The organism is Haladaptatus sp. SPP-AMP-3 (assembly GCF_049568665.1).
GTDB classification, from domain to species: domain Archaea; phylum Halobacteriota; class Halobacteria; order Halobacteriales; family Haladaptataceae; genus Haladaptatus; species Haladaptatus paucihalophilus.
This window is the reverse complement of sequence record NZ_CP145901.1, coordinates 597,023-618,965: the sequence shown is the minus strand read 5'-3', so window position 1 is coordinate 618,965 and position 21,943 is coordinate 597,023. Positions and strand designations below refer to the sequence as shown.

Below are 21,943 nucleotides of genomic sequence, written 5' to 3'. Positions count from 1 at the left end.
TGTTAGACCTCCCCCTTTGAAAATGTCGCGTGATCAAATTTGTCGAACTCTGGTTTCACGTGATTGTAGTAATGGTACAGAATCTCCATCGTCTCCTGGCGAGTGCTGACGAGCTCAGTCGTGACGTCCGTCCGGCCAAGCTTGTCGATGACGCGCCGTTGGCGATTGTGTACTTCGCGGATACACAGCTCGGTTTCTGCCTTTTCGTGGTTCTTGACCCACGGAAGGCGTTTGAGAATGTTCGCGCCGGCAGATCCGATAACCGGGAGCGTACTCAGCTGGTTGAGCACGCTTCCAGTATCCAGGTTTGTCGTGACCTGTGCGGCGTTGACGCGGATGACAATGTAGTAATCACGCGTTTTGATCCCAGAGCCGTCGATGTTGTCCTGGGCCCACTGGATGTAGTAGCGACGTCCGTACTGGAGGATCGGGGACTGTCCTCGTGCAGCAATGCTAGTGCCACCGCGAATGAACTTGTTGTAGTGCTCACCGAGGTCGAACTCCCGGGGATAACAGGGAATAGCGATCGACCAGTCGAGCGCCATCAGAAACGAGATGTAGTCGCTCATCACCTGCCGGCGTTGCTCATAGTTGAGCGTCAGCCAGTTCCGGGGTTTGACTTTCACGAGTCCGATATAGTCTTCGCCGTCGACTGCGATGCCATCATCACGAACGTAGTCAAAGCCAAGCTGGGCTTGTGTCGTCGTTTGCTTGTTGAGTTTGTCTTCGAGGTGGAACTGGTCACGAGCTCGTGCTTCCTCACGAGCCGTTGGGAGGTCCGTGTCAATTGCTTCGAGGGCGGCATCCATCGCTCGGAGGACGTCCAAATCTGATTCAGGCCGTTCCGCATCGGTTTTGGATGCGTGATCGGCTATCCCGAGCGCTGTCCGTACTGTGGGACCGTCAGGGGATGGCTCTGTGGCTGATCCGTCGGTTGCAGTCGTAGAATCAGGTTCGGTCGTCTCGGTTTCGGCTCCGTCTCGACTGGTTGACTGTCCAGTAGTGGCTGTCGAGGTGTCGGTAGCAGGCGGTGGTGAATCCATGGTGATTACTGGTGGGAGTCGTCATCTTCCGCTTCGATCGTCTCGATGTCGAGGCCAGCGTGGCGGACACCAACCACATCTTGGGTTTTCGTCGTTTCCGTGGCGGGTCGCGTTCGGCGATTTCGGTAGGTCGTGGTACCGAAGTAGTAGTGCACACAGGCCCGTGCGTAGCTCAGCGGCCGTTGTGCAGCAGGCGTGATGAGGAGGATCACGACACCGAGGGCAAGCGCAAGGCCGGTCGCGATGAGAAAGAGATCACCTGAAGCGCCGAGACTCTGGGCAATGCCGAGGCCGAGAAACGGAATGACGAGTGCTTCGCCAATGTCGCGGGCGGTCAGACTAAAGATGAGCTTGGTGTTGATAATCTGGCCGGCGATTGGGAACGTTTCCATTTGATATTATCTTATGCCGTGACTAGTTAATAATTACCCCATGTGTCGGCTTTTGTTTCAATTCTCACTAACACTAAGGTATTATGAAAATCAGGATATGGGCCCAGAAGCTATGGCATACTAACGAGATAAACTCGACACGATCGATGTTCTTTCGAGTAGTCGTTGACCCCGTTCGGCAGCAATCTAGATCAATATATTCTCCTAGGGGTCAAATATATACTCTTCGGGCACGAAGGATCGCATATGTCCAATCCCGGTCATCCAGATGATACAGATGCTATTGAGAAGGAGCGACAGCGATGGGATCAGGGATCCTCGACACGTGATCGTGTCTACGACACAGCCATCCAATTGTACGAACCAGCAACCGTTGACGACGTTGCGAGCCGCGCTCACTGTTCAGAAGGAGCTGCGCGAGAACACTTAGAATGGTTGAGCGCCCGCGGAATTGTCGAACCAATTGATGGGCGGCCGAAACAATACCAGAGAAATCACGCCTACTTCGAGTGGGTTCGTGCGAACGAGCTGCGCCGTGAACACACCGATGCTGAACTCGAAACGAAGCTTTCGGGCCTCGTTGCAGAAGAGCAAGCGTATCGTGAGCAGTACGGTGTTGCTGACCCAGGACAGATCGACGCGCTGGCGGAAGCAGACTATGATTCGCTGGAGACGGTCTGGGAAGACATCGGTGACTGGAAAACGATTCGTCGTGACCTTCGGATTCTCGAACGTGCGCGGAAGGACCGAGACGCACTCGGTGGTGCCGGAATCGTTGGGTAGTCTGGATGGACGAAACTGACACTGGTCCCCTTGATGAGGACGTTTTGCGGGCAATTCGAGGGCGATTACTACAGGACGACCGGTTCAAACATGTGACGTTTGAACCGTCTTCAAACCGGGTTCGGAACCTTGGCGCGGAGTATGATCGATCCCTCTTTCCTGATCACATTCAGGGTGCTCGACTCGACATCCGATGGTATATTGGCGGTGATTTTTCCATCCATTATAGTGAAGAGTGGCAAGATGGAACACAATGGGAGTGCCGATGGGACCGACATCCAAAGTCAGTCGGACGAACGCACTTTCAGCCCTCCCCGAATGCAGGACAGGCGACAGCAGCAGACTTTCCGAGCGACTATCGCGATGTCCTCTCAATTGTGCTTGCATATGTCGTTGAACGGATCGAAACCCTCTGGAGTTAGCATCAAAAACGCTCTAGCACTGGCAGAGCATGTGACCACCTTACAAACCTACTCCCGCTTTTTGCACTAAGCAGACGTGGACATACTCGTCCTCAATGCGGTAAATTCTCCACCCGTAAGAACTCGCTCCGCCTGCCTACGCAACGTTGTACACTACAATCTAGCCGTCACTCTGGAAGTCGATGCGATGGCCATCATAGCGAAAGCCAACCCCTCACACCCAATCACGATTCTGGCTCGCGACGTCTGACTCAAAGAACGTGTCTTCGATGTCGGCGGCATCTGCGATCGCAAACATGGGTGTCGTGGGGTCGTCTGTCCAGCGGATGAACGCTGCGCCGTGATCTCGCCGGTCGTAGGGTCGTATCTTATCGCACCTGCTGACCGTTGTCGTCGATGTGGATACTCATGGGACCGTGTGTTTTCGCTGTTCTGTTAGTAGTGAACTCTACTGGTTTCGAGGCGTATTTAGTCATCAAGAGGTATTTTCGACGCATGGTTGAAACCCTAAATTCATCGGTTGCACTTGTGACAGGAAGCAGCCGCGGTATTGGTGCTGCTACGGCACGCGAACTCGCTTCACGTGGTGCGAAAGTCGTGATCAACTACCGAACAAGTGAGAAAGAAGCTGCTGAAGTCGTCGCTGATATCGAGGCTAGTGATGGTGATGCAATGGCAGTACAAGCAGATGTGACCGATACTGATGCCGTCGAACAGATGATCGCTGAAATCGAAGCCGAGTGGGGCAGTGTGGATCTACTCGTCAATAATGCCAATATGCCGTTTGCGACCAAACCAATAGTGGAACTCACATGGGACGAATTTAGCGACAAATTAGATGCGGAACTCAAAGCTGCCTTCACGTGCTCGAAGGCCGTTTTGCCGAAGATGGTTGCATCTGATGGTGGTCAGCTCATATATCTCTCCTCGGGGCTTTCCCAATCGCCACAAAGAGGCTTTGCCGCACATGGCACCGCAAAGGCCGGATTGAACGCATTTGCGAAATACGTTGCTGAAGAGTATGGTAAACACGGGGTTCGTGCAAATGTGGTCTCGCCGGGTCTCGTTGAAACTGACGCCACTGCTGACCGGCTAAATGAAGACGTTCGGACAGGGGTTTCGCGGGCGACACCACTTGGCCGGGTTGCTCAACCCGATGATATTGCAAAGACTGTCGCAGCGATCGCTGGTGAAGGCGCGCAATTCTTGACTGGTACCTATACGCCAGTTAATGGCGGCAACAGTATGGAATAACACTAGTACTCCATATTGGTTGAAGAGGTTCGTTAACGAGTAATATTCAATTTGAGTTCAAGGCTGGATTTTTAATAATTTGTAAAACAAGAACGAGTAAGTTTGGCAATTGGTTACAATTTATTTTCGCGCTCTCTTCTAGCACAGGAAGCCACCGAGGCCATCGCAATCGCAGGTTTCAGGTTCAGCATTGTTGCCATCCTTCGAAGAGAATGCGGTTCGTGGTTTTGTCGTCGGTTGCATTTTCGACGGTTAATGTGCTTACAGAAAGCGGTGCTGTAGGCGTGATGTGGGCACGTCCAGCCTAGTAGGGAAATCAGAATACAGTGGAAGGAACGACCAAGTACGAACCTACCGAACCCTACAAACAACCCGCTAACCCAGAAGGTTAACCTCTGCAAGAACATATTTATCTCCTATGACAATCACCACGGAATTCGTCATCCGTTCGCTCTCGCTTCCGCTTGTCAATCTCGCCGAATCGATTCCCTCGAACCAAGTCGAGTGCGTTCATGGGCTTTGTCGCGAAAGAACTGCTCGAGTCTTTACCGTCTACTTCGATCCGAACGACGATATCTCCGAAGATGAGCTTTCAGCTCTCGACGAAGTCGTAGAAACGACGCCAATCGGACAAACGAGTGGCAAGGATGTCTATCAACTCACCATCGAACTGGAAAAAGTCGTTGCAGATGCATTCGCTCCCGAACGGTTCACTGCGAGCCAAGTCGAACCAACGGTCGTCACGCCTGACGGCTGGTATGAAAAGAAGCTGTTCCAGAACTATAATGCGTTCAATGGGATGCGAACCCGTTGTGAAGAGTATGGAATCGAAGTTGAATTGGTCTCCATCTCGCAGAACCCCCCCGAAGACGATGAGTCGTCACAGTACGGACTGACTCACCGACAAGAAGAGGCACTCCAGTTGGCGATTAGTCGAGGGTACTACGAAAGCCCGCGTCAGGTCAGCACTGAAGAACTCGCTGAAGAGATGGACATCTCACAGCCCTCTCTGTCGAGCCTTCTCCGCCGCGGTGAGCGTCAACTCCTCACCTCGGCGCTCGGTTCACAGCCGCAGATAGACTCCCTCTCGAGATAGTATCAAACTCATATACTTTTTTCGTCGTTGTTATCGTTGATATTCGAAGAGTTGGGCTCGGTCACGAACAGTATTTAAAGAGGCTTTCTGAATAGCATAACTTCGAAACCCGTGACGGACCTCCCTTTAATCGATGTCAAGAGAATTCGGTTCGGAGCTAGATGGACAGGTCGCAATCGTCACCGGGGCATCATCCGGAATCGGGGGTGCGACCGCTGAGTCGCTCGCCTCACGAGGGGCGAGCGTCGTACTCGCTGCCCGGCGAGAAGACGAACTCACGGATCTCGCAGACCAAATCGAGAGCAATGACGGCCAAGCGCTCGTCGTTGCGACTGATATCACGAACGACGATGATATCGACAACTTAGTCGAGACCACACTTGAGGAGTACGGTGGTATCGATATCCTCGTCAACAATGCCGGTCTCATGCCGCTCGCACACATCGCAGAGGCAGACAGAGAAACGCTCCAGACGACAATCGATGTGAACCTCAGTGGGCTCATCAAACTCACGCACGCTGTCGTTCCGACGATGATGGAACAAGAGAGCGGACACATCGTCAACCTTTCCTCTGTCGTCGGTCGGTTCCTCCAGCCAAACAGTTCCCACTACAATGCGACCAAAGCGGGCGTGAAGATGTTCGGTGACTCGCTCCGACTCGACATCGCTGAGGCCGGAATCCACGTCGCCACCATAGAACCGGGTGCGGTCGATACTGAACTCCTCGACCATATTCCGGACGACGAGGTTCAGGCGGGGGTCAAAGAGCACGTCGGTTCGATGGACGCGCTCGCGCCCGAGGACATCGCTCGGACAATCACGTTCGTCGTCACGCAACCGGAGCGCGTCGACATCAACGAAGTTCTGATTCGACCACTCGACCAAGTCCAGCCGTAGTCTCACGTTTCTCTCAATCCTCCTTGTTCGGCTTCTTCCGCTGAGTCGAAGACCGACTGCCCAATACCCCGCTCATCACACAGACTGACTTAAACACGCTCTCTAGATAGGACCAATCCTATGCTCAACGACACCCTTCTATTGGGTAATGTCTTCAACTTCCGAATCCGCGGTCGACAAGCGGGTTTGGTTCATTACAGGCGCGAATCGCGTCATGGGTGTCGAACTCGCAATAGCCGCCTTAGACGCAGGACATGCAGTGGTGGCCACCGGTCGGGAGACTGTCACTGTGGCCGAGGCGACCGGCGAGCGGGATATTCTACTGGTCACGGAGCTAGAATTTACGAGCCTTCATGATGCCGAGTCGGCAACCCAGTTCACTATGGATCGATTCGGTCGAATAAACGTGTTAGTCAACAGAGGAACCTATGGCGCGTGAGCAAGCCATTGACTCTACGCGAAGCTGGGTTCTCGTCGCCCTTGGCGTCTGTATGCTCACTCTCATCTGGGGAACCATCTTCACCTTTACCGTCTACGTGGGACAACTCACCACCGCCTTCGGCCTCTCCGGGTTGCAGGCATCATCAGTTTTTTCGATTACTACTGCAGTATTCATGACCGCGGGTGGACTCTTCGGCGTGATCGCCGTACGATTCCCGCTTCGCCCCGTCGTCGCGGCGGCCGGCGTCGGTCTGGCGGTCGTCGCTGCCGTGTTTCAGGTCGTTAACTCGTACACCGGTATCGTAGTCGCATTCGCACTTCTCGGGATGGCGGGCGGCACCGCGTTCGTCATCGTTGTCTCGCTCGTCCCACAGTGGTTCGATGTCTATCAAGGACGTGCGATGGGTCTCACAATGACGGGCAACGGACTCGGCGTCCTCCTCTTTCCGTTCGTGTGGCTCTGGCTGTTCGACCGCGTGATGCTCCGAACCGCGTTCACCGTCGTCGTCGGCGTGGCCGCGCTCGTCGTTCTTGCGTCGAGTTTCGTCTACCGACGACCGCCAAGCCAGGCGCAGTCCCCGACTACAGTCGACCTCACGAGACTCCGGTCGCGACTCGCTAATGAGTCGTTTTCGGCTACTGTCGTCGGATACGGCGTTCTCTGGGGCTGGTATTACGTCCTCTCCTCCCAGCTCGTCGACATCCTCACTGGGAACGGTATCAGCGTCGATGTCGCCTCGACCGCGTTCGGTATTGTCGGCGGCGTCAGCATCCTCGCCCGCGTCGGTAGTGGATTCATCGGAGATCGGGTCGGGTTGCGTACGGTCTTCGCGACCGCTGTCGCAATCGCTGCCGCGTGCGTCGTTGCACTGCCCGTGGTCCAGTCGCGCCTTTTTCTCTACGTCGTGCTCGTCGGTTTCGGTATCGGGAACGGCACGCTCGCCGCACTCTGGACGCCGATCGTCCTCTCGCGGTTCGGGACTGAGAACGCAACTGCGACCGTCGGTCTCCTTAATCTCGCCGTCGCCGGTGCGGCGTTCCTCTCGCCGCTCTTTGTCAGCGCGCTCCGCGCTCTCACGGGCGGATACACCATCCCTCTAGTCGTGCTCGGTGTCGTCACCGCCGCCGGGGTCGCATTCTTCCATTGGGGGACCGCCCCTGAGAACGACCGTGGATACCTAAATATGCTATTCAGCTAGCACCGATCGTACACTAGCCGTGGTCCAAAGAGCGACTGCACACAAATCTTCTTGGTGGAGGTCCTTCAAGAGATCCAGTTGCAGGGAGCAATGCTGAGGACCCGGGAACGCGACTGCAACCGTCGGGTTGCTCAACATCTCGATGACTATCTCCACATTCCTCGGACCGCTCGCTGTGAGCGTCCTCGACCGTGTGACCGGCGGCTACGTGGTTCCACTCGTCGCACTGAGCGTCGTCACTATCCTCGGGGTAGGTCTTTTCTATCGGGGTACGACACCAGTGGGTCAGTGATTCCAGAACAGCCTCCACAACAACCTCTATTTAAAAAGGCTTTCCAGATAGCACCAAATCAAAGTTGCAGGACGGCCAAATAGGGATGAGGATAATACATGGAAATTACAGATAGCCGTTCTCTACCGTCGACCGAAGGACCCGAAGACTACTTCACTGGCGACGTTCGGATCGACCCCCTGTTCAACCCGGAGGACGATGCCCGCGCGGCCGCCGCGAGCGTGACGTTCGAACCCAGCGCGCGCACCGCGTGGCACACTCACCCGCTGGGACAGCGACTCGTCATTACGAGCGGTTGCGGCCTCGTCCAGCGCGAAGACGGCCCGATCGAGGAAGTCCGTGCAGGCGACGTCGTCTGGTTCCCGGCGGGCGAGAAGCACTGGCACGGGGCGCAACCGGAGAAAGCCATGACGCACATCGCCATCCAGGAACAGCAGGATGGAGAAGCCGTCACGTGGTTGGAGCACGTCACTGACGACGAATACGGAGGAGCCGAATAGTTCGAGCGAACACTGGCCGTGGAACTGAGAGAATCCCTCTTCACACGACCGGTTTCGCTGAGCCTCCAACGAGATGAATTACCGAGTTGACCAATAGGGGGGCAGGATCATGGAAACACGGATACACAGAAGAAAGAGACCCGGAGCGTCGAACATCGAGCAATACCGTACTGACTGGGAGGAGCGACCGTGATTGCATGGTCATGCGACGAACTGAGCGAGATAGCTAAATCTGATGACCTACATATTGCACCGTTCCGGGGGGACAGTGAGACGTACGGCAGTCCGACGTGGATCTGGTCCGTCCGGGTCGGCGATTCCCTTTACGTGCGTGCCTACAACGGACAGAACTCCAGTTGGTATCAGGCCGCAATCCGAGAGAACGCGGGCCGAATCAAGGCCGCCGGCATGACGAAGGAGGTCACCTTCGAGTCGGTCGACGGAGCGATCAACGACCGCATCGACGAGGCTTACCGAGAGAAGTACGAGGGGAGTTCGTATCTGAGCGCGATGATCAGTGACCGCGCACGCTCGGCTACGATTGAGATTATGCCCCGGAACCCCGGTATCTGAGTGCCAAGTACGCTTCGCAATCATGCCGAGTTCCTCCGTTTGTTGGCGGCTAGTTGAGTCACAAATGACACGGAATTCTCACGAGTTGTATTCGGGTCTTTGTTTCTCACAAAATGTCAGCAGATATCAGTCCGTTTCAGCACTCGTTAGCGACGGACTGCTCGTCGCTTGAACGATGAAACTACAAGCAACATCCGTTCTATCGCCCTATTCATTAGTATCACCTATCTCTTTGACTACCAATGAGCTTATACCTCTGTTTGCCATATGGTAAACTACATCCTAGCCGTGGGATGTACGGCCGCCAAACCGGGGGCCAAAGTACATCGTAGTTGAGGGAACCGTGGTAGGCATCACCACTGGCACCTCTTCAAATCTTTTATACCGGCCTGTTGCTCTCAGCGTGTACTGCTGTATACCCCTATCGAAGACACACGTAATGCACTGGTAGAACTACGATGGGGTCACTTTCTCACTTCGTATCTCGGTCATCACGAGAGAGACTGGGTTGACGATTTAATCTACTCGATTTATCCTGAACGTGGGTGATGCCGCCCGAACTAGGCTACTTTCTCCCGTTACTCACTTTCCAACGGGTCGGCCTATGTTTTCCATCTGGCAAATGCTTATCTAGCTCCTCCCCGAAGGCGCAACCACACGATGATTGAGCGAACCGATTTGGCTCGGAGTGATGTCGGATATGTTTGAGACAGATCGTCGCGTCGTCGCGCTCGGAATCGCTCGCATGGCCGATGCAGTCGGAAATTCATTTCTCATCGTCGTTCTCCCACTCTATGTCGCGAGTGGTGCGGTTACAGGGGAAGCATTCGGCTTCACCGAGGCATTCGTCTCAGGACTTGTCCTCGCTCTCTTTGGGCTCGTCAGTAGTGTCGTCCAGCCAATCGCTGGACGTCTATCGGACAGAGCAGGGAAACGAAAGCTGTTCGTCATTGTTGGGCTAAGTATACTCGCGCTCACCGACGTTGCGTTCTCCATTGCTGGGAGCTATGTGAGTCTGATGTTCATTCGAATGGTTCAGGGCGTCGCCGCCGCTCTCACAATCACTGCCAGTATTGCGCTCGTGAACGAGTTGAGCGCATCGAAGAATCGTGGCGGGAACATGGGTATCTACAACGCCTTCCGGCTCACGGGATTCGGTGCAGGACCACTCGCAGCTGGAATCATTGTCGAAGGTGGACCGTATCAACTTCCGATCGGAAACGATATTCAGTTGAGTGGGTTCCATGCCGCGTTTGCAACGGCAGCATTTGCCGCGCTAGTGAGCATTCTGTTGGTCCACGTGTTGGTCTCCGATCCAGAGGAAACTGCCCCGACAAGTGACGACGTTGCTCTCGCCATTCGAGATCCGACAAGTCGTCACCTGCTGGATCCAATTTTCACATTGGGACTGGCTACCCTCGCCATGTCGACATGCATCGCGCTGTTAGCGCCGATACAACCGGAAGTGAATAACCGGCTCGGTCAGGGGCCGATTCTCTTCTCGATACAGTTTGCAGCGTTTATCGGAGCACTGGCGGTCACACAGCCAATCGTCGGGTCGGTCAGTGATCGCGTTGGACGGCGGCTATTCATCATCGCAGGGCTCGCCTTCCTCATTCCAACTACTCTCGTCCAAGGAGTCGTTGTCGAGCCGTGGCAGATGATCGTGGCTCGAATTCTTCAGGGGGTGAGTGGGGCAATGGTCTTTGCACCTGCACTTGCTTTAGCTGGCGACTTGGCTCAAAAGGGGCAATCCGGTGCACAGCTTTCCGTCCTTACGGTTGCGTTCGGACTCGGAATTTCTTTCGGGCAACTCGCGTCCGGGTTTCTCATCAGATACGGATTTATTACTCCATTTGCCTTCGGTGGGGCACTTGCAACGATCGGAGTCGTTCTCGTGTCGACTCAGGTCGAAGAGCCGACGTCAAAATCCACAGTTTCGACCACCGATTAAGCGGACTGGGAACGATCCGGATATTATTGAAATCGAAGCGGACTCGGACGACATTGCACTTCTCAAAGTGGTTTCAACAGGTACTTACACTTGTTTTCCATATGGAAAACCAAGGACTACAATGTACGACAGTTCTCAATTGCACGCCAACAACTGTCGGGGAATCGAATCTCCAGAAAAGGAATGTCGTAACGCCACGCGAAGAGGCCAGAATGACACTCCTACGTCACCAGACTGGGCGACACACCAGTCTCAATGTCGCTCTCCGGAAACATCTTCTCAGGGAAAGGAGACGGAATGGGAGGGGTCGAGACGACGATTCATCGTGGGTGCGAGTAGTCTTACGGTAGTTGGTCTGCTCGCTGGTTGCGCTTCCAACGGTGGGGAGAGCGGCGGTAGTGAGAGTGACAAGTTTGGTGGTTTCTTCGGAAACGTTGGCAACTACGGTGGAGTTACTGACATGACTGGGAAAGACGCGGTAACGATCACAGTCGGTGCCGATGGCAACGGAGGTCCGTATGCTTTCAAACCACCAGCCGTCCGGATTACTCCAGGGACGATTGTGACTTTCAAGTGGGTTTCGAACGCTCACAACGTTCTCCCGACAGACCAACCCGAGGAGGTGAACTGGAAGGGTGAGCCGAAAACGAAGACTTCGGGATACTCGTTCAACTCGACGTTCGACAGTGCAGGGACCTACAAGTACGTCTGTGAGCCCCATCGCTCGATGGGAATGAAAGGAGCTATCGTGGTTTCGAATGACCAAGACCAACAAAACACCGCTTCAAAATAAAACAATGACTTTGTTAGGCCCCAACTCACGTAGCTGTTTCAAAAACAGAAACCACCTTGCAAGTGCCTGTTCAGTCCCCGAAAATAAAGTGTCAGCAGATACTGGCTCTCTCGGTTACCGATTCGAGGTAGTTAAGTAATGACCTCAAGACGAGTCACCGGAGCACGATACGGGTATTTCATTGCCGCAGTCCTCTTCTTTATTGGCGTTCTCGCACAGACGTATATCGCCGGCATGGCCGTGTTCATCGACCCAAGTCACTGGGAACTCCACACGACCTTCGTTCATCTCATCGAAGTTCTCTTCGTCCCGCTGTTCATCTTCGGGTTCGTCGGTCAATTTTCGCGGTTGCTGAAAGGTGCGCCCATCGTCTTGTTTTTGCTCATTGGTATCCAGTATATGACGGCTGAGGCGTTCGGTTCGCTCGTTGCGGCGATCCATCCCGTTAACGCTGTTGTCATCGCACTCCTAACGCTTTGGATGGCGAAGGAGTCCTGGGAATGGAGAGATATCTCAGCGTGAAGGCACATTGACTTCCTCCTGTGCCTAGAGACAGAAGAATCCCATACGGGAAATGCCGACTAATACGCAAAAACACTGGGGAGTGGTGAATTCAGAGGGGTGTAAGACGGAGCTCTGAATAAGTCACGTCTTTCAATTTCTCAGAGAGAAGCAAGTGCGTGGATACCGGCAGGAACGCTCCCCACGTGCTGCCATTCGCCGTCTGTCGTTCGTTGCAAGACGCTTCCGCTCGATCCAGCAGCCGTACTCATATTGACTGTTCGATCAGCCTCCTCTGAGCTGAACACCGTCCCTGCGACCACCTGTCCATCGATGACGGCCCACGCGTCGATTACTTCCTCCGGCCCACCGGGGTACGTCACTTGTGTCAGTGATTCGTAGTCAGACGATTCGTACAGTACCGCGTCCGCACCACCACTCCAGGAAGGTGGTGCATCACGTGCTGCAGATGCGTAAAGGCGGTCGTTGTGAGTGATTGCTTTCCGGAGATACGGTCGGTCACCCGTATCGAGGCGGGACCACTCCTCACCCCAATCTTCCGTGCGATAGAGGCCACCTGATTGCATTCCGTCTAAACCCAGATACCCAGTCGAGACGATGAACTCTTCCGGAGATATCATGTGCACATGGTGGACGTCGTCTGGTACCGGGTCATCCCGCTCAACCCAACTCTCGCCTCCATCTTTGGTTAGATGAAGTTTACCAGCCTCGATGCCGACCACCAGTCTTTCGGAGGTAGTCGGGTGAATTCCGAGCGCACGGAGTCGAGGGGGGATATCACCGGGGGCAGTCCACTTCGACTGTGACGGTTGCTCTTGGAGCGTTTTCACTTCGGACCATGTTTGGCCACGGTCGGTGGATCGATACAGGTGCGCTGGCGCTGTCCCTGCATACACCGCTGTTGCTGTTGCACACACCGACCACACTGACTCGGTTGGGACCTCCAGATCAGTCCACGATTCGCCAGTATCGGGAGAGTGGTACAGCCCCGACGTCGTCGCCGCGAATATTCCATCCGAGGTATCGAAGGCTCGTATCTCGGTAACGAAGCCTGCATCGAGAACCTGCTCTACAGTCTCGAACGGGACAGTACTAGCCCGATAGACGCCATCTGATGTTCCGATTAACACTGTCATGGTACTGGTGATTGGTGGTCGTTTCTAGGGTATTCGTTGGGGGCGTTCTCCTGGAAACGATGTTTTTCGACTTGCTTACTCATTTTGAATACTGGTCGCAGCGACGGATCGTGGCTGTTGCTCACGGTACTTATCGTTCCAGGATATGTCTATTCCGTCCCACGTTTTCCCGGAGTCATTCGATCGATAGAGGCCACGGTTCGTCAGGGCGTAAAACGTACCCGGTTCATCGGGTATCGTCGCGAGAACTGGCACGAAGAGCCCGGATGGGTCCGGAAAGCCATCCATACATCGCTGCCATGGTTCCTCGCCCTGTCGTCGATAGGCTACCGAGTATGGGTCATTGGGTTCGTCGTGCGTTCGAATCGCTTCGTCTTCGATATCATGCGCTCGACCCGCACCTGGTGAGGTCGCTATAACACGTGTGTCTGGGTCGCCAGGATCGACTGCAACGGCCCATCCGTAGTGATGTTCGATGCCTTCCGGGGAATATTTCCATGATTCACCACCATCGGTACTCTCCCTGTATTCGTGGCCCTCCTCTAGCATACCATCTCCCGCAGCGGCATATACTCGATTCGGTGCATCTGGGTGCGTTGCCAGCGTGTGTGCATCAAATGGTCCATCGGGTACTCGATCAACCCATGTCTCACCTCGGTCGCTGGTCCTCACAACCGCTCCAGCTTCGATACTGACGTAGAGTCGCTCGGGATCATTCGGGTCAGGTTCGATCCAACGGACGTGGTGGGTGTCAGGGCGGCCAGGGAACGACCATTCTGTCGCCGAATCGAGATCCGTGAGACCGGGGGACTCACTCCACGTGTCGCCCCCGTCATCTGACCGGTATACCGCACTCGGTTCCGTTCCTGCATAGACCGTTCCGTACTCCTCTGGTCGGTCCTCTGCAGCGACGGCGACCGCCATGACCCGTGACGACGAGAAATCGGAACCGATCTGTGACCAGGAATCGCCACCGTCTACTGTTCGCCACAGTCCATCGTTGAACGTCCCAAGGTACGCGCGCTCGGGAGCGTATGGGTCGACGGCGACAGCGTACGGCCGTTCATCGCCATCAAAGTATTGGTTGACGTCCCAGTTCCCATCTCGTTCTTCGACCACGAGCAATGCGTAGTCCAATGCGGCGTAAATTCGGGTTGTCATGTGATTGTCGTTGTTTCAGTTACTGGGTCTGGTTTACTTCACTCAACATCGCCGAGCTCGCTGGAAGCTTCCGTGGTTGCAGTGAGGAGCGAAGTTGAGGAGGTGAAATCTTCCCCATTGAGCGGATAGTGTGCGCGCGATACTCCAATGTGGGTGGGTTCGTGGATTCGCTATTCGAACAGTTCGACAACTTGTTCGTAGCGGTCAGCGGGCACCTCCCAATCGACGACTTCGAAGAAGTTGTCGATGAAATCACCGCGCGCCGGACCGTAGTCGTAGTAGTACGAGTGTTCCCACACGTCGAGTGCAAGGATCGGGTGGCTCCCCCAAAGTGCACCTTGATCGTGTTTGTCGACGACGACGTTGTGAAGCTGGTTCGAGAACGAGTCGTAGACGAGGAGCGCCCAGCCCGAAGCGTTTTTCGCGGCAGCCTCGAATTCGCCCTTCCACGCCTCGTAGCTGCCGAAGTCTTCGGCGATACGGTCGGCGAGATCGCCAGTTGGCTCTGCACCACCTTCGGGACTCATGCATTGCCAGAACAGAGAGTGGAGGATGTGGCCGGAGCCATTGTGAGTAACGTTTCGGAGCGCGCTGCCGGTCGACCCGAAGTCACCCGACTCGCGGTTGCTCTCTAAGGTTTCTTCCGCGCTATTCCATCCATTAACGTAGCCTTGATGATGGGTGTCGTGGTGCCACGTGAGTACCTGCTCGGAGATGTGCGGTTCAAGTGCATCGTAGTCGTACGGGAGCGGTGGTAGTTCGTGTTCAGTCATGGGTTTGTCCCATCGTTTTCCAAGTGGCAAACGAACTTAAATCCTTGCTGAAATTCAATCCGGTAGACTGACGAACACGAATTCGGGTTAGGGTAGTAGCTGGACGCTGTGAATCATGTGAACCAGAAGGATTCGATCAGAACTCGAATCAATCACATACTGTTACGACTGTTGTTCAGTTCTCGATAATCTCTCGTCGATAAATCAGCTATTGAAGGTCAGACCGTTCCTTCGGCAAAAGTCCACATTCTAGATTCGGAGTTTCATCTGTCAGTACGTTTTTTCGCCCTCAAGCGCTAGAGACTACCTATATGGCGGATCAAATCGATCGCGTATTGGTAGCCGGAGCAAGCGGGGGGACCGGTCGGGAACTGCTTTCGATGTTGCGCGGGCGTGACTACACGGTCGTTGCGCTCACGAGTTCATCCGTAAAGTCCGAGACGCTCAAAGTGATGGGTGCAAACGAAGTCGTAATCGGCGATCTCATGCGTTCAACTGACGCTCGACATGCTGTTGAGGACTGCGATGCAGTTTTGTGTGCGGTCGGTGCCTCACCGCGACCATCGGTCTTTTGGAGCGATCTCGTCGATGGGGTTGGCGTCCGGAACCTTGTCGACGCTGCGAGCGAGGCTGACGTCTCTCGGTTCGTGCTCGCATCCGCGATCGGTGTCGGCTCTTCAAAGTCGGGAGCACCGGGTTGGTTCCGACTAATCCTTGGGCGGATTCTTAACGCCAAAAACGAGGGAGAGCGCCGCCTGATGGCCTCGAACCTCACATACACGATCTTGCGACCTGGCAGATTGACCGATGACCCCGCGACCGGAGATGTCGTCGTAGGGGAGGGCGGGCCGACGGTCGCCGGATCGATCCCGCGTGCTGACGTCGCCCAACTCATGATCGCCGCCCTCGAAACACCCGACGCAACGAACCGGGTCTTCGAAATAGTCGCCCGGACCAAACTGCGCGGACGGACTCGGGGTATCGTCGAAATCGAATGGGACGACAGCAGTTCGTGAGCAATTAGAGATATTGTCAATCTGAGCTACTAGCCGTGCGATATCCTCGAATAGGGCAGCCTGATGCGCGTCGAGTAAATCATCGGGAGAGAGGCGAGCAATGTCTTCTGATCGATGGACGAGATACCATTCGTCTTCGGATAAGTCGAAATTCCGTGATTTCCATCCATAGCGAGCACTTAAAGCGGACCATGCGGTGACAAGGATTGCCCGAACGCCATCAAAAATGGAGATGGCATCGGCCAGCTTTCTTCTCCTGCGTGCATTATAAGGATTCAGACGGTCACAACAGCAACCCCTTCTCGGAGGAACTGGTTATTTTCAAGTTCTTCGACGATGAACTCGGCCAGATCATCCCGGGTTGTTGTGCTACTCTCCGAGAAGCTGTACCCGATTTTTGTCCGATAGTTTCCGGCTCCGTCGTCATCATTAAGCCCAGACGGTCGAACGATCGTCCATTCCAAATCGCTATCTTGTATAATCGCTTCCATGCGCCGCATATCCTGATACTCTCCACGTAAGAGGATGCGCTTGATGAGTACCTCATAAAAAAGGGCGTTATTCCGGTCCCATCCCGGATGCGTACCACCCGACGTTATTGCTATGAGACGTGAGACCCCATGATCCTTCATCGCACGTGTGATGTTCGTGATGCCTTCAGAATAGAGGCTCACGCGACTGAGGTAGCTCTCCTTGCCGATCGTAGAGATGACAGCGTCTTGGCCTTGAAGCAAATCGGCGAAGGATTCGTAGTCGAGGACATCGCCTCGTTTGAGGTCGAGCGATTCGTGTTCCAGATCCAGTTTTGCGGGTGTTCGGGCGATTCCCGTCACCTGATGGCCGTCGTCAAGTGCCCGCTTGACCACCCTCCGTCCTGTTCGCCCCGTGGCTGCGAAGACTACTACCTTCATCATTCAGTTCATCTCACTCGTATTTGTGCATGTTCTGTCCTCAGCACCACTATCTCTTCGGTGGTATCCCTGCTGGTAGAATTGCCGTCCGGTCATAACTGATTTTCCATTCGGAAAACAGACTTATGTACCTTGTGCAAATTCATCGCAACCGTCCAGCTTCGCTCTTTGTTTTCCATATGGAAAATTACTTGGATTCTGGTACCTACAGTACTGGTATGGCAGAACGGTTCTATGCAACAGTGTCCGATCAGCTCATAACGGCGACGCAAAGGGGAGACAAATGGACAGTAGAGACAGCCCTACATGGCAAATATCCACGTGCTGTGGTGGCTGATCCCAAAGACCCAGACCTCGCCTTCTGTGGAACCACGGAAGATGGTCTGTGGCGGACGACAGATGGTGGCGAGACCTGGTCAAGGATAGAAGAGGGAATCGCTCACGAGAGAATCACAGCGGTCTCTCTGGACGAAGCAAAGGGTTCTGAAGGGCAGAGCGGAGTTTGGGTCGGAACGGAACCAACTGCGATCTATTATTCAAAGGATGACGGAAAAACGTGGACCGAGAAGCCAGGATTGACCGACCTCCGCTCTGAACCAGATTGGTCATATCCGCCACGACCCGAGACTCATCACGTTCGCTGGATCGAGACTGACCCGAACGACTACGAACGAGTATATGTCTCGATCGAACAAGGTGCATTCGTTCAGTCGTCTGATTGCGGTGAGACATGGAACGATCGAATTCCTGGTAGTCCTCGTGATGCCCACAAGTTTGCACTGCATGCCGATGCTCCGGGGCGAATCTATGCTGCCGATGGATTAGGGTTTATTTTCCCTGGACAAGGGTACTACGAGAGTGTGGATAGCGGTGAGACATGGGGGACCCCGAATGATGGCCTGAAACATCAGTATTTGTGGGGACTCGCCGTTGATCCCGGAGATCCTGATCGTGTTCTCGTGAGTGCAGCGGAGAGTCCGGAAGCGGCACACGTCCCCAAAATCTCTGAGTCGTACATCTACCGTCGAGACTCCGATGGAGCCTGGACACAGTGTCGCGAAGGCCTGCCGAATGCAGAAGAGACATGTGTTCCAGTTCTCACAACGAATGAAGACGAGCCGGGAGTGTTCTATGCTCTAACAGATCGTGGGATATTCCGGTCGGATGATACGGGAAGAACGTGGGACCGGCTCGATATCGAGTGGGAAGAGATAGCTTCCGAGTTCCCCGGTCGTCGAGGACCCAACGTTGGCCCCACTGGGCTATCTGTAATCTAATAGGTCAGGACTCTCTGAACACCTCATCCGACGGTGTGTCTCACGCTTATCATCATCTAACCCGTAATTTACATATGGCCAATCGATTCGTTCGTGCCCGTCCGATATCTGACCGGCTTTCTGACCTACGAAGGCGGCTAGACAAGGGTGAAATCGAACAGATGAATCCTTTCGGTCACGCAATGACCAAATCTCTGAACAACGTACGTTTCGACCCAGATACGGGAGAGGCTGTGTGGATTGAGGAAGACTATTGCTCTCCACCGCTCGCAATGGAACGCGAAGTCCTGGACCAGTACTTCACCGGCCTCGTGATTGTCGAGGAGGATGTGACTGAGACGGAGGGATGGGAACGAATCGAGAAGTACCCCTTGCTATGGGACGAGTTAAAAGGTGGAGTGTGAGCGCCCGTCTTATCTATCCGATAAGTGATGGTACTGAATATCCCACACCGTTATCAGGGGCAACCACCTCAAGTTATAGTAATTGAATATGACGACGACCAGTAGACCACAGATTCCCGAAGACACCTACGAGGACTTGATGCAAGCGACCGCTCGTGCACTGTGTGAACACGGATATAGTCGTCTCCGGGTACGAGACATCGACGAATATTTCGGGAAGAGCCGTCAGCTCATCAACCACTACTACGACGGAAAAGACGACCTCATCGAAGCTGTCCTCAAGTATCTGCTGGAAGAATATGAGCGTGGTATTGCGGTCGGAGACGATGTCGACCCCGAGCAGCAACTCCACAGCTACATTCAGGAATTTTTCTATGGACCAGACATCGAGGATTTCGATCATTGGGCATTTGTCACGGCGCTCATCGAACTCCGATCACAGGCACATCACTACCCACGCCACCAAGAATTACTTATGGAGAACTACCTCCATCTCAGAGGGATTCTTGTTGCCATCATCGAGACAGGTATCCAAGAGGGTGATTTTCGAGAAGTTGATGCAGACATGTTTGCAAACGCGATTCTTGCTGTCATCTCTACGTCCCGAATGCGAAAGGTATGTCTCGATGATGATGAGGCAGTCGAGAATGGACGTCAAATACTCGATGCCATCATTCTCCCTCAACTCTTTCGCGAACCAGACAGAGATTAACTTACTACCGAAGCTCCGGTGGCAGAGTTTGGTGGTAACATCACTAACGAGAGCTTAACACCTTGCACTAAGCCTCGTCAAAGCAGCCCACACCGCTATCTGGTTTGACGAGTATGTCGGCAATCTCCCCACACGGCTGAAAACATTGAGGGTACCGGGGCAGTTCCACTTCTGCTTATACTGCCCACAGGAAGTCAATCTCCACAATCGAGTGAATTTGAAAAATAGACCTCGCTGCAGTCGTACGTTCTACTTCTGTTATAGAATAAATCACGCATCTTGAAACAGGTGGCACTGTCTAGATAAGGACGAGCAGGTCGAAGAGTTAGTGATTAATGCTCCTCTCAAACCTGCTCAGAGAGAGTTTAGACACGGCTACGCTTGAATGTTGGGAGCGTGAGCGGACGGCAACGCCCGTCAGGGCGTTCGCCGTCCGGCTCCACGCGACCGGTTGTTCACTCAGAGAAACAAAAGCAATTCTTGCACTCCTCGGCGTAAAGCGGTCGCACCAGGCGATTTTTCAATGGGTTCGTCGAGTATCTGACAGCGTTTCTGACCCGCCGTCGGCGACGCCGACGCGGGTCGCGGTGGACGAAACCGCTGTCAAAATTAATGGCGAATGGTCTTGGGTATACGCTGCAATAGACACAGACACAAAATTACTGCTCGATATTAAAGTGTTTGGTCGGCATGGGACCGATCAAGCGGCTGCATTTCTGTCTGGATTGGCCGAGAAACACGATCTCTCTGACACTGTGTTTCTCGTTGATGGCTACGGCTATCGGACTGCCCTCTTTCGAATTGGGTTGAGCGGTCGGCTCGACTACACCGAACGAAACCTGATCGAAAAGTGGTTTCACACGCTCAAACAGCGGATCGACCGCTTCCATACGTCGTGGGTGGGCAGTCGGCCGAGCGTCCAGCGGTGGCTTGAACAGTTTGTGCATTACTATAACCATCAGAGACCGCATCAATCGCTTGAAAACCGAACCCCTGTCGAGGAGGAGCTTAACTAGACAGTGCCAAACAGGTCGAAGTCCTAAAAACTAGACTGCTTTTCGCCTGATCGTTCGGAGCAGTCGAACTCGTGTATCGAATTCAACGACAGCTAGCACGCGATTTTCTTCGTTTAGAGATACGTTTCGCGAGATATAAAGTTAATTGGTTTAATTTAATTGATAGAATATTTGGCTAAGGGGCTCAATGGGGAGATTATGGCCTCAACTCGAAACCAGTTCCGACACAAGAACATAATCCTAATAGACAGTTTCGGAGGTGTAGTAGATGGGACTTGAGTGGTTCCGATACTATACCGCATGGAATACCTTCGCTAACAAAAAAAGGTACGACGTGCCAACGACCCCATGGAAAATGCTTCGGGTGAACCCACTAGACGTGGAATTTTTTAGCGTTATTTCGATGAAATGGGGACTCGGGAGAGTACGAGGGGGCGAGTGGGACGATAAGAGCAATTTGACGCTATTGAGTGAAATCGCAGCCTACAGTGGGTTCAGACAACGATTTGAGGATGGAGCGGACTGGGAGGAAACCGACTACTACGAAATGGCCAAAGATCGAATCAACGAACACGGTGAGTATCGTGGCAGCGAAAGTATTGAAGAGTTCGAGCAGACCAACTGTCACGAGATCGATGAGCTGTTTGAGAATATACGACAGGAAGGGTTTCGACCGAACAAGGGAACGGTCTACACCAATCCAGAAGATGCAGACTATATCCATGATTTAGAACCAATGGTATTGATAGGACGATCTGGTGAAATTTACTGGACTGAGGGATTTCATAGGCTCGTAATTGCACAACTCCTTGGCGTAGAAGAGATTCCGGTGTATGTGCTCCGGCGACACGACGAGTGGCAACGAATCCGTGAGAAAATTCATACTACGCCGATTTCCAACCTCTCTTCGAGAATCAAAGCGCATATCGATCATCCAGATATCGAGAATGCCTTATTCTGAGCTACACACGTCACGAACAGCCATATCGATGGGTTAGTAGATTATACTAACGATTCTCACTGATCGTCGATTATCTCGACCACACTGCGGTTCGTGCATAGATTGATGTGGGGGTCCCGGGGTGTGTCTACTTCCGCTTATCAAATCAGGCAGAAGAGCAGCTACATGATGAATTGAGACATGTCAACTTAATCACCTATTCGCCGTTTTGTAATTATAGGCCGTTCTGAGTCACAACGGTATTTTAGTTAGTATCATATACTAACTCAATGGTCCTATGTGGGGTGTTCGCGAGACTTACCGTCCTCTGTAGTCCTACAACTCTACAAATGTACTCGGTGAGGATAATCGAGAAGTCGCCGTTGCCTTGCGTTCTACACTCATTAGATATTCAAACAATCATACTTCCGACTG

The 21,943-nt window shown here is 53.7% G+C and carries 23 protein-coding genes; 17 read left to right on the top strand and 6 right to left on the bottom strand.

Annotation, left to right across the window (positions count from 1 at the left end):
* Positions 1-2 precede the first annotated feature (2 nt).
* Complete coding sequence (locus V5735_RS22910; RefSeq protein ID WP_423746965.1) at positions 3-809, bottom strand: hypothetical protein; 807 nt, start codon at positions 807-809, stop codon at positions 3-5.
* A 239-nt stretch (positions 810-1,048) separates the two neighbouring features.
* Positions 1,049-1,435, bottom strand: a complete 387-nt coding sequence (locus V5735_RS22905; RefSeq protein ID WP_423746964.1) for a hypothetical protein — start codon at positions 1,433-1,435, stop codon at positions 1,049-1,051.
* Positions 1,436-1,681: 246 nt separating this feature from the next.
* Between V5735_RS22905 and V5735_RS22900 the strand changes: the two genes are divergently transcribed.
* The 11 genes from V5735_RS22900 (at position 1,682) to V5735_RS22850 (ending at position 12,162) form a co-directional block, all read left to right on the top strand.
* A complete protein-coding gene (locus V5735_RS22900; protein ID WP_423746963.1) occupies positions 1,682-2,218 on the top strand; it encodes a DUF7342 family protein in 537 nt (178 codons plus the stop codon).
* Positions 2,219-3,135: 917 nt separating this feature from the next.
* Positions 3,136-3,894, top strand: coding sequence for an SDR family NAD(P)-dependent oxidoreductase (locus V5735_RS22895; protein WP_423746962.1), 759 nt, complete (start codon positions 3,136-3,138; stop codon positions 3,892-3,894).
* Between the two features lie 418 nt (positions 3,895-4,312).
* A complete protein-coding gene (locus V5735_RS22890; protein ID WP_423746961.1) occupies positions 4,313-4,990 on the top strand; it encodes a helix-turn-helix domain-containing protein in 678 nt (225 codons plus the stop codon).
* Between the two features lie 133 nt (positions 4,991-5,123).
* Positions 5,124-5,888 (top strand): SDR family oxidoreductase, encoded by a 765-nt coding sequence (locus tag V5735_RS22885; protein ID WP_264783115.1) that lies wholly within the window; start codon positions 5,124-5,126, stop codon positions 5,886-5,888.
* A gap of 214 nt (positions 5,889-6,102) precedes the next feature.
* Positions 6,103-6,327, top strand: a complete 225-nt coding sequence (locus V5735_RS22880; RefSeq protein ID WP_423746960.1) for a hypothetical protein — start codon at positions 6,103-6,105, stop codon at positions 6,325-6,327.
* 52 nt (positions 6,328-6,379) lie between these two features.
* Positions 6,380-7,528, top strand: a complete 1,149-nt coding sequence (locus V5735_RS22875; protein ID WP_423746959.1) for an MFS transporter — start codon at positions 6,380-6,382, stop codon at positions 7,526-7,528.
* Positions 7,529-7,918: 390 nt separating this feature from the next.
* Positions 7,919-8,320, top strand: a complete 402-nt coding sequence (locus V5735_RS22870) for a (R)-mandelonitrile lyase (RefSeq protein ID WP_423746958.1) — start codon at positions 7,919-7,921, stop codon at positions 8,318-8,320.
* 192 nt (positions 8,321-8,512) lie between these two features.
* Entirely contained in the window at positions 8,513-8,893 is a 381-nt protein-coding gene (locus V5735_RS22865) for a DUF2255 family protein (RefSeq protein ID WP_423747233.1), read from the top strand.
* Positions 8,894-9,593: 700 nt separating this feature from the next.
* Positions 9,594-10,847: an MFS transporter gene (locus V5735_RS22860; protein WP_423746957.1), complete on the top strand. Its 1,254-nt coding sequence runs from the start codon at positions 9,594-9,596 to the stop codon at positions 10,845-10,847.
* Between the two features lie 460 nt (positions 10,848-11,307).
* Complete coding sequence (locus V5735_RS22855; protein ID WP_423746956.1) at positions 11,308-11,640, top strand: halocyanin domain-containing protein; 333 nt, start codon at positions 11,308-11,310, stop codon at positions 11,638-11,640.
* A 138-nt stretch (positions 11,641-11,778) separates the two neighbouring features.
* Positions 11,779-12,162: a DUF6220 domain-containing protein gene (locus tag V5735_RS22850; protein ID WP_423746955.1), complete on the top strand. Its 384-nt coding sequence runs from the start codon at positions 11,779-11,781 to the stop codon at positions 12,160-12,162.
* Positions 12,163-12,302: 140 nt separating this feature from the next.
* On the opposite strand, the gene V5735_RS22845 is transcribed toward V5735_RS22850, so the two are convergent.
* The 3 genes from V5735_RS22845 to sod all read right to left on the bottom strand — a co-directional run bounded on the left by V5735_RS22845 (position 12,303) and on the right by sod (position 15,232).
* Positions 12,303-13,298 carry a WD40/YVTN/BNR-like repeat-containing protein gene (locus tag V5735_RS22845; protein WP_423746954.1) on the bottom strand — a complete coding sequence of 332 codons (996 nt, stop codon included), beginning with the start codon at positions 13,296-13,298 and terminating at the stop codon, positions 12,303-12,305.
* 75 nt (positions 13,299-13,373) lie between these two features.
* A complete protein-coding gene (locus V5735_RS22840; RefSeq protein WP_423746953.1) occupies positions 13,374-14,459 on the bottom strand; it encodes a WD40/YVTN/BNR-like repeat-containing protein in 1,086 nt (361 codons plus the stop codon).
* Between the two features lie 170 nt (positions 14,460-14,629).
* Entirely contained in the window at positions 14,630-15,232 is a 603-nt protein-coding gene (gene sod, locus V5735_RS22835) for a superoxide dismutase (RefSeq protein ID WP_264783125.1), read from the bottom strand.
* Between the two features lie 311 nt (positions 15,233-15,543).
* Here sod and V5735_RS22830 point away from each other — a divergent pair, with 311 nt between their 5' ends.
* Positions 15,544-16,248, top strand: a complete 705-nt coding sequence (locus tag V5735_RS22830) for an NAD(P)-binding oxidoreductase (RefSeq protein ID WP_423746952.1) — start codon at positions 15,544-15,546, stop codon at positions 16,246-16,248.
* A gap of 275 nt (positions 16,249-16,523) precedes the next feature.
* Here the strand turns inward: V5735_RS22830 and V5735_RS22825 are convergent, their stop codons facing one another.
* A complete protein-coding gene (locus tag V5735_RS22825; protein ID WP_423746951.1) occupies positions 16,524-17,162 on the bottom strand; it encodes an NAD(P)-dependent oxidoreductase in 639 nt (212 codons plus the stop codon).
* Positions 17,163-17,377: 215 nt separating this feature from the next.
* Here V5735_RS22825 and V5735_RS22820 point away from each other — a divergent pair, with 215 nt between their 5' ends.
* The 5 genes from V5735_RS22820 (at position 17,378) to V5735_RS22800 (ending at position 21,529) form a co-directional block, all read left to right on the top strand.
* Positions 17,378-18,436: a WD40/YVTN/BNR-like repeat-containing protein gene (locus V5735_RS22820; RefSeq protein ID WP_423746950.1), complete on the top strand. Its 1,059-nt coding sequence runs from the start codon at positions 17,378-17,380 to the stop codon at positions 18,434-18,436.
* Between the two features lie 182 nt (positions 18,437-18,618).
* The gene (locus tag V5735_RS22815) at positions 18,619-18,840 is read left to right on the top strand and encodes a hypothetical protein (RefSeq protein WP_423746949.1); all 222 of its coding nucleotides are present in this window, start codon (positions 18,619-18,621) and stop codon (positions 18,838-18,840) included.
* 139 nt (positions 18,841-18,979) lie between these two features.
* Positions 18,980-19,552 (top strand): TetR/AcrR family transcriptional regulator, encoded by a 573-nt coding sequence (locus tag V5735_RS22810; RefSeq protein ID WP_423746948.1) that lies wholly within the window; start codon positions 18,980-18,982, stop codon positions 19,550-19,552.
* Positions 19,553-19,887: 335 nt separating this feature from the next.
* Positions 19,888-20,568: an IS6 family transposase gene (locus V5735_RS22805; protein ID WP_423746947.1), complete on the top strand. Its 681-nt coding sequence runs from the start codon at positions 19,888-19,890 to the stop codon at positions 20,566-20,568.
* A gap of 268 nt (positions 20,569-20,836) precedes the next feature.
* Positions 20,837-21,529 (top strand): hypothetical protein, encoded by a 693-nt coding sequence (locus tag V5735_RS22800; protein ID WP_423746946.1) that lies wholly within the window; start codon positions 20,837-20,839, stop codon positions 21,527-21,529.
* Positions 21,530-21,943: the final 414 nt, after the last annotated feature.